The sequence below is a fragment of the Pseudomonas sp. RW409 genome, from assembly GCF_003184125.1.
Lineage (GTDB): Bacteria > Pseudomonadota > Gammaproteobacteria > Pseudomonadales > Pseudomonadaceae > Aquipseudomonas > Aquipseudomonas chlororaphis_I.
Map to the genome: position 1 here is coordinate 1 of NZ_QHHP01000007.1, position 12,070 is coordinate 12,070.

Annotated in this window: 15 protein-coding genes and 1 pseudogene; 13 read left to right on the forward strand and 3 right to left on the reverse strand. The window is 59.6% G+C overall.

Features of this window, described 5'->3' with window-relative positions; all coding sequences use genetic code 11:
* From DK261_RS33335 to recX, 9 genes and pseudogenes are all read left to right on the forward strand, one after another.
* Positions 1-264 (forward strand): annotated as a pseudogene (locus DK261_RS33335) (hypothetical protein); the annotation flags it as partial.
* A 4-nt stretch (positions 265-268) separates the two neighbouring features.
* On the forward strand, positions 269-910 hold the full coding sequence (locus DK261_RS07240; RefSeq protein ID WP_016702014.1) for a hypothetical protein: 642 nt from the start codon (positions 269-271) through the stop codon (positions 908-910).
* 379 nt (positions 911-1,289) lie between these two features.
* A complete protein-coding gene (locus DK261_RS07245; protein WP_016702015.1) occupies positions 1,290-2,654 on the forward strand; it encodes a hypothetical protein in 1,365 nt (454 codons plus the stop codon).
* Between the two features lies 1 nt (position 2,655).
* Positions 2,656-3,126 (forward strand): tail fiber assembly protein, encoded by a 471-nt coding sequence (locus tag DK261_RS07250; protein ID WP_273864582.1) that lies wholly within the window; start codon positions 2,656-2,658, stop codon positions 3,124-3,126.
* 39 nt (positions 3,127-3,165) lie between these two features.
* Positions 3,166-3,729, forward strand: a complete 564-nt coding sequence (locus tag DK261_RS07255) for a glycoside hydrolase family 19 protein (RefSeq protein ID WP_110175494.1) — start codon at positions 3,166-3,168, stop codon at positions 3,727-3,729.
* Positions 3,711-4,247, forward strand: a complete 537-nt coding sequence (locus tag DK261_RS07260; RefSeq protein WP_110175495.1) for a lysis system i-spanin subunit Rz — start codon at positions 3,711-3,713, stop codon at positions 4,245-4,247. Before DK261_RS07255 ends, DK261_RS07260 begins: the two co-directional genes overlap by 19 nt.
* 82 nt (positions 4,248-4,329) lie before the next feature.
* Entirely contained in the window at positions 4,330-4,830 is a 501-nt protein-coding gene (locus tag DK261_RS07265; RefSeq protein WP_028681826.1) for a CinA family protein, read from the forward strand.
* An 83-nt stretch (positions 4,831-4,913) separates the two neighbouring features.
* On the forward strand, positions 4,914-5,966 hold the full coding sequence (recA, locus tag DK261_RS07270) for a recombinase RecA (RefSeq protein WP_007923942.1): 1,053 nt from the start codon (positions 4,914-4,916) through the stop codon (positions 5,964-5,966).
* 8 nt (positions 5,967-5,974) lie between these two features.
* Entirely contained in the window at positions 5,975-6,442 is a 468-nt protein-coding gene (gene recX / locus DK261_RS07275) for a recombination regulator RecX (protein WP_016702020.1), read from the forward strand.
* Between the two features lie 45 nt (positions 6,443-6,487).
* Here recX and DK261_RS07280 read toward each other — a convergent pair whose 3' ends face one another.
* A complete protein-coding gene (locus DK261_RS07280) occupies positions 6,488-7,603 on the reverse strand; it encodes a TIGR00730 family Rossman fold protein (RefSeq protein ID WP_016702021.1) in 1,116 nt (371 codons plus the stop codon).
* Positions 7,604-8,086: 483 nt separating this feature from the next.
* Between DK261_RS07280 and DK261_RS07285 the strand changes: the two genes are divergently transcribed.
* Complete coding sequence (locus DK261_RS07285; protein WP_103331123.1) at positions 8,087-8,281, forward strand: hypothetical protein; 195 nt, start codon at positions 8,087-8,089, stop codon at positions 8,279-8,281.
* A 1-nt stretch (position 8,282) separates the two neighbouring features.
* Here the strand turns inward: DK261_RS07285 and DK261_RS07290 are convergent, their stop codons facing one another.
* Positions 8,283-8,705, reverse strand: a complete 423-nt coding sequence (locus tag DK261_RS07290) for a PA3611 family quorum-sensing-regulated virulence factor (protein WP_007923938.1) — start codon at positions 8,703-8,705, stop codon at positions 8,283-8,285.
* A 189-nt stretch (positions 8,706-8,894) separates the two neighbouring features.
* Between DK261_RS07290 and DK261_RS07295 the strand changes: the two genes are divergently transcribed.
* The 3 genes from DK261_RS07295 to DK261_RS07305 all read left to right on the forward strand — a co-directional run bounded on the left by DK261_RS07295 (position 8,895) and on the right by DK261_RS07305 (position 11,029).
* Positions 8,895-9,605: a tRNA-uridine aminocarboxypropyltransferase gene (locus DK261_RS07295; protein WP_016702022.1), complete on the forward strand. Its 711-nt coding sequence runs from the start codon at positions 8,895-8,897 to the stop codon at positions 9,603-9,605.
* Positions 9,606-9,939: 334 nt separating this feature from the next.
* Positions 9,940-10,590: a response regulator transcription factor ErdR gene (gene erdR / locus DK261_RS07300; protein WP_009047330.1), complete on the forward strand. Its 651-nt coding sequence runs from the start codon at positions 9,940-9,942 to the stop codon at positions 10,588-10,590.
* Between the two features lie 76 nt (positions 10,591-10,666).
* Entirely contained in the window at positions 10,667-11,029 is a 363-nt protein-coding gene (locus DK261_RS07305; RefSeq protein ID WP_009047331.1) for a diacylglycerol kinase, read from the forward strand.
* Here the strand turns inward: DK261_RS07305 and DK261_RS07310 are convergent.
* Positions 11,026-11,952, reverse strand: coding sequence for a LysR family transcriptional regulator (locus DK261_RS07310; protein WP_009047332.1), 927 nt, complete (start codon positions 11,950-11,952; stop codon positions 11,026-11,028). The genes DK261_RS07305 and DK261_RS07310 overlap by 4 nt on opposite strands.
* Positions 11,953-12,070: the final 118 nt, after the last annotated feature.

The window sequence follows — 12,070 nt, forward strand, 5'->3', positions numbered from 1 at the left end:
GGCGGGTCGGGTTTTCCTGCGGGAGGTGATGCCACGGATGTTTCACCCAACACTGTTGCCGGCATTGGCGGCCCCGGGGCCGGTAGTCTTTATGGTGCGGGAGGGGGCATCTCCAGGTCCGGCACAACTTCCGGGGTGGCGGGAAAGATCGCCTACGGTTATGGCGCTGGCGGCAGCGGAGCGGGTGGCTATTACATCGCGGGTGCCGGTCTTGCCCAGCCAGGTGGCAATGGTGTGCCCGGTTTCATGCTGATCGAGTGGTGAAAATATGAGCAAACAAATTCTTTATTGCGTGACATCGGGGACGGTCATTGATTGGCAGGACCTTGATCAGTTTGCCTATGCCGCCCCCGCTCCGGCCATGAAGGTGCTGCTGGTCACTGCCGAACAATGGAAGCAGAAAGATGCGCTGCATTTCGTGCTGGATGGCGAACTGACTCGGGTCGATGTCCCTCCACCCTCCGCCGCTCACTACTGGGACGGTAGCCAGTGGTCGCTGGACTCCCTGAAGGCCGCGACCATCGCCGAACAGGAGGCGGAGCAACTTTGCCTGCGAGTGGACGCAGAGGCTGACACCGCCCGGCAGATGCTCGGCGGCGACCCGCTGCGTGCCATGGAGTATGCCCAGGTCGCCAGCGACGCTCAGGCTTTCAAGGAGGCCGGGTACCCCAAAAAGGCGGTGCCCCTCGCGGTAAGCGCCTGGGTAGTGAAAGGCCGTACCGCCAAGGCAGCAGCCGACCAGATTCTCGACAAGGCGGCCGAGCTCAGCGGCAAGCTGCTCGCACTTCGCACGCTGCGATTGCAGGCAAAAGAGCGCATCCGGGCTCAGGCCGGCAAGGGTAAGCAGGAGGCTGCGAAAGACGTCTGCGAGGCAGCGATCGAGGCGATTCGCAAGGTTGTCAGCGACTGAACTGGATTGCCGTGTTGCGTTTCAAGCAGCCGTTCAAGGCCGCTCAGCGGCCAGCGGTTCGGTGAGTTTCATTGTCGTGGCGCCTGCTCGCCATAGCGATCAGCGCGCGGCGTACTTCGTCGAAGTTGCCCGCAGCCTAGGTTATCTGAGCGCTTCTGTTATCGGGCTCCATGCGTCTTGCATGGGGCGCTCGATCATTTCGGTACCTGGAAGGCGCAATTCACTTGACCCCTCAACGCCGGCGGATGGTTGTCGCTGGGTCGGCGTTTCGGCCCCAGTGCTTCGTGACAGGCACTGGCAGCGCTCCGCAACACCTTATTCAACACAGTGCTCCGGCCCATGGGCTGGCGAACATCAATTATGACTAGAGAATAGAGCAATGGATTATCCAAAGAGCGTGCCCGGTGTCGGGTTGCTGAATGGGAAGTTTGTCGACGAAAACCCGGTGGCAGGTACCCCGGGATCATTGATTCCCGCTACCTGGGGCAATGCGGTTACCCAGGAAATCCTGAACGTCATCAAGTCGGCCGGTCTGGTCCCCGACGAGGCATCGACCACTCAGTTGCTGCAGGCGATACAGAGTTTCGCTGCCCGGGATTTCAAGGACTCCGTGCGTGTCGCCACCACGGGCTCCGTTGCCTTGAGCGGTCTGCAAGCCATCGATGGCGTGCAGCTCACGGTCGCCGATCGTGTGCTGGTCAAGGACCAGGCTAATGCAGCGCAGAACGGGCTTTATATCGTTTCGGCCAATTCCTGGTCACGAGCACCGGATGCAGCGCTGGATTATCAGGTGACCTCTAACTTTATTGTCGGGACGGATGAAGGGCAGGTTAACAAGTCGCGTATGTGGCAAATGACCACCCCAGGACCGATTACCATCGGTGCCACGCCCCTGGTTTTCGAACTGATGGCGGGTGCCACCGGTGTGGCTGCCGGGGAGTATCGGAAAGTAGTGGTCAATGCACGCGGCCAGGTCACATCGGGATCGAACCCGACCACCCTGGACGGTTATGCGATTACTGACGCTTACAGCAAAACGGCGACCAATACTCTGTTGGATGCCAAAATCAGTTCCGATGCTTGCTCTATTGCCGGTTTTGCCAGCGGCAACTCGGCAGCTCCTTATATGCGCAATAAGAATAATAACGAATATGTGGGGCTGGCCAGGGCTGCGACTACTTTGGGGGGGTATGGCATTACCGACGCATATACCTCGACTCAGGTTAATTCCTTTTTAGGTGAGCGTGTTCTAAGGGATGGGATTACCTATGCCGGTTTTGCAAGTAATGACCCGAACACTCCCTACTTCAGAAGGGCTTCCGATAATGGTGTTTATGCTCTTCAACTTAAGCTCGGCTACACCCCCGTACGCCAGGGTGGGGGGAATGGTCAGACTTCTAATATGGTAATGCTGGGCTGGTCCGACGGCTCGGGTCTCAAGGCGCAAGTCGATGCTACCGATCTTGGGGCTATCTGGACTGACCATATCGGTAACTGGAAGGCGGTAGCTGCGCAGGCCACGGCTGGCACAGGCGCGGTTGGCTCCTATGCGCTCTTGCTTGTTGGCGGCGGTGGCGGCACCGGGCCCAGCTCCCTTGTGGCGGGTGTGAATTGCAGGTACGCCGCTGCGGATGGCAATGACTGGGGCGGCGCACCTGCTGGCACCTGGCGAATTATGGGTGGGGTCAGAAATACAGACGGCGCCAGTTCCGACTCTACAACTCTATGCTTGAGGGTTTCTTGAGATGATGAAAGTACTAAGTGCTCATACACCTTGCTGGAATGACGTGGCGCATACAACGCTTAACCTGTATGTGACATTTGAAGATACCAAGGACTCTCTTGGCGAAATTATATTTACCGCCTCTCCAAATGACCCGGAGTCTCATGGTCGGGACTTGTTTGATCGTGCGGTGGCTTTGGAATTTGGTGATATCGCCGAGCCGGGGGTGGATATGATTAAGAGCAATGTGCTGTTACAACGCGCCGAGCTGACGGCTGTCGCCAATTCCGTGATCGAGAAGTTGCAGGCTGACTTGAATATCCTGCAGGACTCCGTGGAACTTGAAATTGCCACGGATAAGGAAATCGCAGCCTTGGCCAACAAGAAGGTCTCTCTGAGTGCCTGGAAAAAGTACCGGGTGCTGCTGTCGCGACTGCAAGAGCAAGAGGGGTTTCCAACGGTTGTCGAGTGGCCCGAGGCTCCTGGTGAGTGAGGCCAGCTTGCAGAGGTTTGCGTTGGAGGACTTTCATTCATGCTGATTACTGAACCCGCTTTGCGCCAGATCATGCCCAACGCCCGCTCCCAAGCGGGCGTTTTTATTTCTGCGCTTAACGCCGCCATGGTGCACCGCTATATCAATACGCCCAAACGCATGGCCGCCTTTCTCGCGCAGGTCGGTCATGAGTCGGGGCAGTTGCGTTATGTGCGGGAGCTGGGCAATGACCAGTACTTGAGCAAATACGACACCGGCAGCCTGGCGGCCCGTCTGGGCAATACCCCGGAGGCCGATGGCGACGGCCAGAGATACCGGGGTCGTGGCCTGATCCAGGTCACCGGTCGTAGCAACTACCGGCAATGCAGCCTCGGACTGTTCGGTGACGAGCGTTTGCTGGCGTTGCCCGAACTGCTGGAGCAGCCGCAATGGGCCGCCGAGTCGGCCGCCTGGTTCTGGCAGCAGAACGGCCTTAACGAGCTGGCCGACCGCGACCAGTTCAACAGCATCACCCGGCGGATCAACGGCGGCTTGAACGGGCTGGAAGATCGTCTGCAGCTCTGGGCGCGGGCGCGGGAGGTGTTATGCCAGCCTTCGGCCTGATGCCTCTGTCTTACCGGGCAATGGCTGTCGTCGTGCTGCTGGCCGTGGTGGCCGGCGTGGCCGGGACGCTGGCCTGGCAGGTCCAGGATTGGCGCTTTGGCCGGCAACTGGCGGAGCAGGCCAGGCTGTACGGTGAAGCGCTGAATCAGCTGAACCTGGCGGCCGCTGCCCGGCAGCGGGACGAGCAGGACAAACGCCTGGCCCTGGAGCAACAGCTGCAAGCCAGCGACCAAACCCATTACCGAGCCTTGAGCGATGCACAACGTGATCAAGGTCGCCTGCGCGACCGTCTTGCCACTGCTGATCTGCGCCTGTCAGTCCTCCTCGACGCCCACGACAGCGCCGCCGGCTGTACAGTGCCTGCCACCGCCGCCGCCGGCGGCCTGGTTCATGGAGCCCCGCGAGCCCGACTTGACCCGGCGCATGCTCAACGAATTGTCGGCATCACCGATGCCGGCGACCGGGGACTGATCGCCCTGCAGGCGTGCCAGGCCTACGTCAGGGCGCTGGGCCGCTAAACATTTTGATCCGCTGCGTGCCTTGCAAGCGCGCATCGCTCGTGTACGGTAAGACCTCCGCCAGCCCGATCAGGAGAGGACCGTGAACGAAATCACCCAGCTTGCCGCTGAACTTGGCCGACGCTTGCAGGTTCTGAATACCCACGTCACCACCGCCGAGTCCTGCACCGGTGGCGGGATTGCCGAGGCCATCACCCGCATTCCCGGGAGTTCGGCCTGGTTCGAGGCGGGTTATGTGACCTACTCCAATCGGCAGAAGACCCAGCAGTTGGGGGTGCCGGAAGCGCTGTTCGCTTCCGTCGGCGCGGTCAGCCGCGAAGTGGTCGAGGCGATGGTGCGGGGCGCGCAGGGCAAAAGCAGGGCGCGTTTTGCCGTGGCGGTCAGCGGCGTGGCCGGCCCGGATGGCGGCTCGCCGCAGAAGCCGGTGGGCACCGTATGGCTGGCCTGGGGCGTCGGAGAGGCAGTAACGGCCGAGTGCCGACACTTTGCCGGGAATCGGGACGAAGTCCGCCGACAAACGGTGAAGGCCGCGCTAGAGGGCTTGCTGCAACATGCCGCGGCAGAAATCTCAAAACAGGGGTAGGCGATCCACGAACGCTGTGGAATAATACTGGCTACTTATACAGGTGTTGGCCGTCAGGCCTTATTGATTACGTGAGGACTTTAATGGACGACAACAAGAAGAAAGCCTTGGCTGCGGCCCTGGGTCAGATCGAACGTCAATTCGGCAAGGGTGCCGTAATGCGTATGGGCGATCACGATCGCCAGGCGATCCCGGCCATTTCCACTGGCTCTCTGGGTCTGGACATCGCGCTCGGCATCGGCGGCCTGCCAAAAGGCCGTATTGTTGAAATCTACGGTCCGGAATCGTCCGGTAAAACCACCCTGACCCTGTCCGTGATTGCCCAGGCACAGAAGATGGGCGCCACCTGCGCCTTCGTCGACGCCGAGCACGCACTGGACCCGGAATACGCCGGCAAACTGGGGGTCAACGTTGACGACCTGCTGGTTTCCCAGCCGGACACCGGCGAACAGGCGCTGGAAATCACCGACATGCTGGTGCGCTCCAATGCCATCGACGTGATCGTGATCGACTCCGTGGCGGCACTGGTGCCCAAGGCCGAGATCGAAGGCGAGATGGGCGACATGCACGTGGGCCTGCAGGCCCGCCTGATGTCCCAGGCGCTGCGCAAGATCACCGGTAACATCAAGAACGCCAACTGTCTGGTGATCTTCATCAACCAGATCCGTATGAAAATCGGCGTGATGTTCGGCAGCCCGGAAACCACCACCGGCGGTAACGCGCTGAAGTTCTACGCCTCGGTTCGTCTGGACATCCGTCGTACTGGCGCGGTGAAGGAAGGCGACGAAGTCGTCGGTAGCGAAACCCGGGTCAAGATCGTCAAGAACAAGGTGGCTCCACCGTTCCGTCAGGCTGAATTCCAGATCCTGTACGGCAAGGGTATCTACCTGAACGGCGAGATCATCGATCTGGGCGTGCTGCACGGTTTCCTCGAGAAGTCCGGTGCCTGGTACAGCTACCAGGGCAACAAGATCGGTCAGGGCAAGGCCAACTCGGCCAAGTTCCTGCAGGACAATCCGGAAATCGGCAATGCCCTCGAGAAGCAGATTCGCGACAAGCTGCTGGCTCCAACCGCTGATGTCAAAGCTTCGCCGGTCAACGAGACCATCGATGACATGGCTGACGCGGATATCTGATCGATCCGATGACCGCCGTACTCGATACCCTCGTCGCGGTGCGGCGAACCGCAATGGACCTGCTCGCGCGACGCGAGCACGGTCGAGTCGAGCTGACGCGTAAACTGCGTCAGCGCGGCGCCTCTCCCGAGATGATCGAAACAGCCCTCGACCGTTTGACGGAAGAGGGGCTGTTATCCGAATCCCGCTACCTCGAAAGTTTCGTTTCCTATCGTGCCCGTTCCGGCTACGGCCCCATGCGTATTCGCGAAGAACTCAGCCAGCGCGGTTTGCAGCGTGCCGATATCGAACTCGCCCTGCGTGAGAGCGGTATTGACTGGCAGGCGCAACTGGAAGAGGTCTGGCAGCGCAAGTTTGCCGGGCATTTCCCGATAGATGCCAAGGAGCGTGCCAAACAAGGCCGCTTTCTGGGCTATCGGGGATATTCGATGGACATGATCGGCCGCTTGTTGAGCGGCCGAAGGGTGGACGACTGACCTGTAGGGCCCGCGAATTGAATGCGCAGGCCGCTGCATTTGCGCTCAAGTGACCTTGATCGGTTCTCTGCTGCGTTGTGACGTCCTGGCCTGATTTACCGCCCAGTTTTCCGGCAGGTTGATGAAGTCGATCAGCTCGCGCAAGCGACCATTGTCGCGGGCGTTGAAGGTGAACGACAGGCGTGCCAGATGGCTGAACTCCGGTTCGTTGTGTTCTTCCACGTTGTAAGCATGTTGATGGAAGCGATCGCTCAGGCACAGGTCGGCGAAAGCCGTCTGCATCTGCTCGAGCGCCGGTTCGCTGAGCTTGTGATTCATGCGAATGACAAACTGATGTTTCAGCCAGCGACTGGAGTGGAAGTTGCTGTAGAACTGGTTGATTTCCTCCACCGCCTCCTCGGTGTTATGCGCCAGGCGCATCAGCTTCATGTCGGTTGGCAGGATGTAGCGGTTGTTCTCGAGCTGGTTGTGGATAAAGTCCAGCGCCCCTTGCCAGAAGGTTCCTCCCGGGACATCCAGCAGCACTACCGGTACCAGCGGGCTCTTGCCGGTCTGGATCAGGGTCAGTACTTCCAGCGCCTCATCGAGCGTGCCAAAGCCACCCGGGCATAACACCAGGGCATCGGCTTCCTTGACGAAGAACAGCTTGCGGGTAAAGAAGAAGTGGAAGGACAGCAGGTTCTCTGTACCGTCCACCGTCGGGTTCGCATGCTGCTCGAAGGGCAGGGTGATATTGAACCCCAGGCTGTGATCGCGACCGGCACCTTCGTGGGCCGCCGCCATGATGCCGCCGCCGGCACCGGTGATGACCATCAGGTCGGAGCGGGCCAGGGCTGCGCCCAGTTCTCGCGCCAGGCCATACAGCGGGTGTTCGATCGGTGTACGCGCGGAGCCGAATACCGTCACCTTGCGTCGCCCCTTGAACTGTTCCAGTACGCGGAAAGCATGTTCCAGTTCGCGCAGGGCCTGCAGGGTGATTTTCGCGTTCCAGCGATTGAGGTCGTCCTGGGCCATGCGCAGGACGGTGAGAATCATGTCGCGATAAAGAGGGATGTTGGGGCTGTTGGGGGCGATCAGGTTGAGTTGTTCTTCGACCTTGCTGAGATCGATACCGTTGCTCTGAAAATGACGACTGAGGAGGTCATTCGGTTCGTAAGGCATTCAACTTCTCCTTCTGCACAGAACCTTTGACACGAACGAAGCATTCGTTGGCATCCCGACACTGCATGTGTCGCTGTCAGCCCGGCTTTGGCGGCTGATTCGCCAGGGTGGAAAAACCCTGTCGTGGCCAGCGGGCCATCCATACAGGTTCTGCTATTCCTTGATTTAGAAAGCATGTGCACTGCAAGACGCGCTTGGGCAGCCTCCGGATCTACCCAGGAAAATTCAGCATGAACACTTTGAAATCTAGACCTTCATGATGATTCGCGCTGACTTGATCATGGCCCTTGAAAGTCGGGGCTGGCAATCACTTATTGCCGCAGGCGCGCAGTGTTTTCACCGCTTGTCTGAACGAGTACCAACCAGTGGGGGCTCTGATTTACTAAGTTACAGCGCCAGCAAGACAGCTTGGCGTCAAAGGGCAGGATGCACGGGACGGGGTTGTCGCGCAGGTAATGGCGAGTGGGGGCACGGAGGCTGGTCATGCACAAAGTCGTGCTGGATATAGATGCGCAGCTGTATCAACTGCTGAAGTCAGCGGCAGACGCCAATCATCTGACTCTTGAAGAGGAATGCCGACTCCGGCTTGAAGGTGGGGAGCGCCGTTCGAGCTACTTGCAGGCCCTGTTGGCGGAGCTGCGGGCCGATGATCAACAGCGGCGCGCAGCAGGGCACTGAATTACTTTTTCTTCTTCGCCGGGGCCGGGCAGTCCGACTCCTGGAAGCGCGCCGAAGCGACCGGGCGGTTGGTGCGGTTTTCGGTGAATTCGTAGCGCATGATTGCGCCCTTGGCCATCAGCTTGCGGTAGTTCGGGTCACGACAAACGCTGGCGCCCAGTTGCAGGTAGACCGCCTTGGGGTTGGCGCGCATTTTTTCAGCGTGTTCGGCCTGGACGCTGAGGTGGTTGATCAGTTCCTTGCCTTCGACGGTATAACCCTGGTCGAGGATGTTCTCGTTGACTTCCCGAGGGGTGCCGACGTTACTTTCCTCGGCGGTTTTCTGCAGGGTCTTGTTCAGTTCGAAGTCTTGCAGCGATGCAGCCTGAGCACTGAACGGCAAGGCCAGCAGAAGGGCGGCGGTGGGAACGATAAAGCGCAACATGAAACTCTCCTGGTTCAGTGACTGATGCTTCGACCAGTCACGCGACTGTGCGTTCAGTGGCGGCGAATTATAGGGGAGCGAGGGTAGGCGGTACAGGTTTGAGCAGAGAGCTCTGATAAACTTGTGCGAATTTTCAGCTTTCCGAGTTCCTTTCGTGTCGATTCCTTCTTTCTGTCAGGGCGGCTTCTAATGAGTCACGCCGTTTCCCGCCTGCGTGCCCAACGTCTTGCGCGTGCGGTCAGGCCTTTTACTGCCCGTGGTTCCCGGGCGGAACGCTGTGCGGGCTGTCGGGTGATTCCCAGCCACTGCATGTGCGCCTGGCGCCCCAAGGTTTCCGCGCAGTCGGCGATGTGCCTGATCATGCACGACGTCGAACCCATGAAGCCAAGCAATACCGGCTGGCTGATCGCCGATGTCATAGAAGACACCATGGCGTTCCCCTGGTCACGGACGGAAGTCGACCCACAATTGCTGGCCTTGCTGGCCGATCCCCAGTGGCAGCCTTATGTGGTGTTCCCCGGAGAGTTCGTCGCGCCAGAGCGGGTGGTGAGCGAAGTCCGCCTGGAGGCGGGCAAGCGCCCGCTGTTTATCCTGCTGGATGCGACCTGGAGCGAAGCGCGCAAGATGTTTCGCAAGAGCCCCTATCTAGAGCACTTGCCGGTATTGAGCCTGGAGCCGGAACAGTTGTCGCGCTACAAGCTGCGGCGCTCCAAGCGCGATGACCATTTCTGCACCGCGGAGGTTGCGGCGCTGTGCCTGGAACTGGCCGCCGACCGGCAGGCCGGCGAAGTGCTGGATGCTTACCTGGATGTGTTCAGCACCCATTACCTGTCGGCCAAGTTCCAGCTTGAGATCGACCCTGATGACGAGACGCACACGCGCCTCAAGCCTTTTCTGTAAAGCCTGAGGCAGGGGTTGGAGTTTTTCCGGCCAGAGTTGTGCCACCAGTATCGCGCTCAGCATCGAGGCACAGTCGCGCAGGGCGCGGGCTTTGCGTGATGGCACTCTTATTAGTTAGCAAGCTAAGATGCTGCACGGCCCGAAGCTTGACCACCCCGGCTTCGCTGGGCATGCTTGGCGCCGATTAGGGCGCGACCGATCCTTGAAACGCCGCATTTTCGGGCTCTTGGCGTTGATCGTGCTCTTTGGGTGCAGCATTCTGGCTGACACCTGTGTTGCCTTGGCGAGGACCGAATGCATCGGTTCTCCCATAAAAAACAGGATCATTTGAAAAATGGCCACATACGAAATCCTGATTGCCGATGACCACCCCCTCTTTCGTAGCGCACTGCACCAAGCGGTGACCCTGGGCCTCGGCCCGGATGTCCGTCTGGTGGAAGTGGCGAGCATTGCCGAACTGGAAGCCCGCCTGACCGAAAAGGCTGATTGGGACCTGGTGCTGCTGGACCTGAACATGCCTGGTGCTTACGGTTTTTCCGGCCTGGTGCTGTTGCGCGGTCAGTACCCGCAGATTCCGGTGGTGATGGTGTCGGCACAGGAAGAAGCATCCGTGATGGTGCGTTCACGTGAATTTGGCGCCAGTGGTTTTATTCCCAAGTCCAGTTCTCTCGAAGTCATTCAACAGGCCGTGCGCAGTGTGCTCGACGGCGATGTCTGGTGGCCGCCGCAGGCCTTCGAACAGGTCAGCGTCTCCGCTGAGGCCAAGGCGGCCAGCGAAGGCCTGGCGAGCCTGACGCCACAACAGTTCCGCGTGCTGACCATGGTCTGCGAAGGTTTGCTGAACAAGCAGATCGCTTATGAACTGAGCGTTTCGGAAGCGACCATCAAGGCCCACGTGACGGCGATCTTCCGTAAGCTGGGGGTGCGTACCCGCACTCAGGCGGCACTGCTCCTGCAACAACTTGAGTCAATTTCCAGCCAGTAACCGGCTATTTCTTCACGCTTTTTTGACTTTGGTTGAACTAGCTTTCCCATTCCTTATTGTTCTAGTTGCCTAATTTATGTCGCCTTTCAAAGGTCAAACCGGTCTTAAACGCATCCTCAATGCCTCGGGATACTCCCTCGATGGCCTGCGGGCCGCCTTCACCGGCGAAGCTGCGTTTCGTCAGTTGGTGCTGCTCAACGCGATTCTGATCCCCGTGTCTTTCCTGCTGAATGTCAGCCGGGTCGAGCGGGCGTTGCTGATCGCGGTCTGCCTGTTGGCATTGATTGTCGAATTGCTCAATTCGGCGGTCGAGGCGGCGATCGACCGCATCTCCCTGGATCGCCATCCACTGTCGAAAAATGCCAAGGACATGGGCAGCGCCGCGCAACTCGTGGCCTTGAGCATGATCACTGTGGTCTGGGCCGTGATCCTGATCTAGGGAATGCTCGGCAGCACGATCTCGTCGCTGCGCTGCACTCCGGCGGTAAAGGAGCGGCAGAGCTCGAGGAACTCGCGCATCGCCGAGGTCTGGTACTTCTGTTTGTGCCAGATGAAGTAGAACTGCCGGGCCAGGTCCAGGTCCGGCGTCTCTACCGGGACCAGGCTGCCGCGGCGAAAGGCGTCGCGCAGCGCCAGTCTGGAAATGCAGCCAATCCCCAACCCTGACTCCACTGCGCGCTTGATTGCTTCGGTGTGTTCCAGTTCGAGCCGGATATTCAGCGCGCTGCGGTGATGACGCATGGCCTGGTCGAAGGTCAGGCGCGTGCCCGAGCCCTGTTCGCGCAGAATCCAGGCCTCGTGGGTCAGCTCCTCCATGCTCGCATGGCCGCGTTTGGCCAAGGGGTGTTGTGGCGCGCAGAACACCACCAGCTCATCCTCGACCCAGGTTTGCACTTCGATGTCCGGGTGGCTGCAGTCGCCCTCGATTAGACCCAGATCAATTTCGTAGTGGGCGACCTGTTGCACGATATGCGCAGTGTTCTGCACATGGAGTTTGACCTGGCTCTCGGGGTGGACTTGCATGAAGCTGCCGATCAACAGGGTCGCCAGGTAGTTGCCGATGGTCAGGGTCGCGCCCACCGACAACGAGCCGAAGCCGGATTTGCCGTTGAGCAGGTCTTCGATTTCCTTGGCCTGGTCCAGCAACGCCACCGCCTGGGGCAGCAGCTGTTTGCCCAGGGCGTTGAGGCTCAGGCGTTTGCCGGCGCGATCGAACAACTGGCAACTGGATTGCCGTTCGAGCTCGGTGATCGAAGTGCTCGCCGCGGATTGGGAAAGGGCCAGCAGGCCGGCAGCACGAGAAACGCTCTCTTGCTGGGCGACGGCGACGAATACTTGCAGTTGACGGAGAGTGAATCGCATATCGATATAACCGATAACCCTTATCTTAATAATCCAGTTAACAGATATTGTCGCCGCCATTAGAATGCTGTGCAATTGCGCTCGGCTCGCCTGTCAGAGCGTGCGCTGACAACTTTCC

What these genes read in the sequence shown, in the direction of transcription:
- DK261_RS07280 (WP_016702021.1), bottom strand. Translation starts at nt 7,603, where the DNA reads ATGCCTTACGAACCGAATGACCTCCTCAGTCGTCATTTTCAGAGCAAC.
- erdR (WP_009047330.1), top strand. Translation starts at nt 9,940, where the DNA reads ATGGCCACATACGAAATCCTGATTGCCGATGACCACCCCCTCTTTCGT.
- recX (WP_016702020.1), top strand. Translation starts at nt 5,975, where the DNA reads ATGACCGCCGTACTCGATACCCTCGTCGCGGTGCGGCGAACCGCAATG.
- DK261_RS07255 (WP_110175494.1), top strand. Translation starts at nt 3,166, where the DNA reads ATGCTGATTACTGAACCCGCTTTGCGCCAGATCATGCCCAACGCCCGC.
- DK261_RS07290 (WP_007923938.1), bottom strand. Translation starts at nt 8,705, where the DNA reads ATGTTGCGCTTTATCGTTCCCACCGCCGCCCTTCTGCTGGCCTTGCCG.
- DK261_RS07245 (WP_016702015.1), top strand. Translation starts at nt 1,290, where the DNA reads ATGGATTATCCAAAGAGCGTGCCCGGTGTCGGGTTGCTGAATGGGAAG.
- DK261_RS07240 (WP_016702014.1), top strand. Translation starts at nt 269, where the DNA reads ATGAGCAAACAAATTCTTTATTGCGTGACATCGGGGACGGTCATTGAT.
- recA (WP_007923942.1), top strand. Translation starts at nt 4,914, where the DNA reads ATGGACGACAACAAGAAGAAAGCCTTGGCTGCGGCCCTGGGTCAGATC.
- DK261_RS07250 (WP_273864582.1), top strand. Translation starts at nt 2,656, where the DNA reads ATGATGAAAGTACTAAGTGCTCATACACCTTGCTGGAATGACGTGGCG.
- DK261_RS07295 (WP_016702022.1), top strand. Translation starts at nt 8,895, where the DNA reads ATGAGTCACGCCGTTTCCCGCCTGCGTGCCCAACGTCTTGCGCGTGCG.
- DK261_RS07305 (WP_009047331.1), top strand. Translation starts at nt 10,667, where the DNA reads ATGTCGCCTTTCAAAGGTCAAACCGGTCTTAAACGCATCCTCAATGCC.
- DK261_RS07310 (WP_009047332.1), bottom strand. Translation starts at nt 11,952, where the DNA reads ATGCGATTCACTCTCCGTCAACTGCAAGTATTCGTCGCCGTCGCCCAG.
- DK261_RS07260 (WP_110175495.1), top strand. Translation starts at nt 3,711, where the DNA reads ATGCCAGCCTTCGGCCTGATGCCTCTGTCTTACCGGGCAATGGCTGTC.
- DK261_RS07285 (WP_103331123.1), top strand. Translation starts at nt 8,087, where the DNA reads ATGCACAAAGTCGTGCTGGATATAGATGCGCAGCTGTATCAACTGCTG.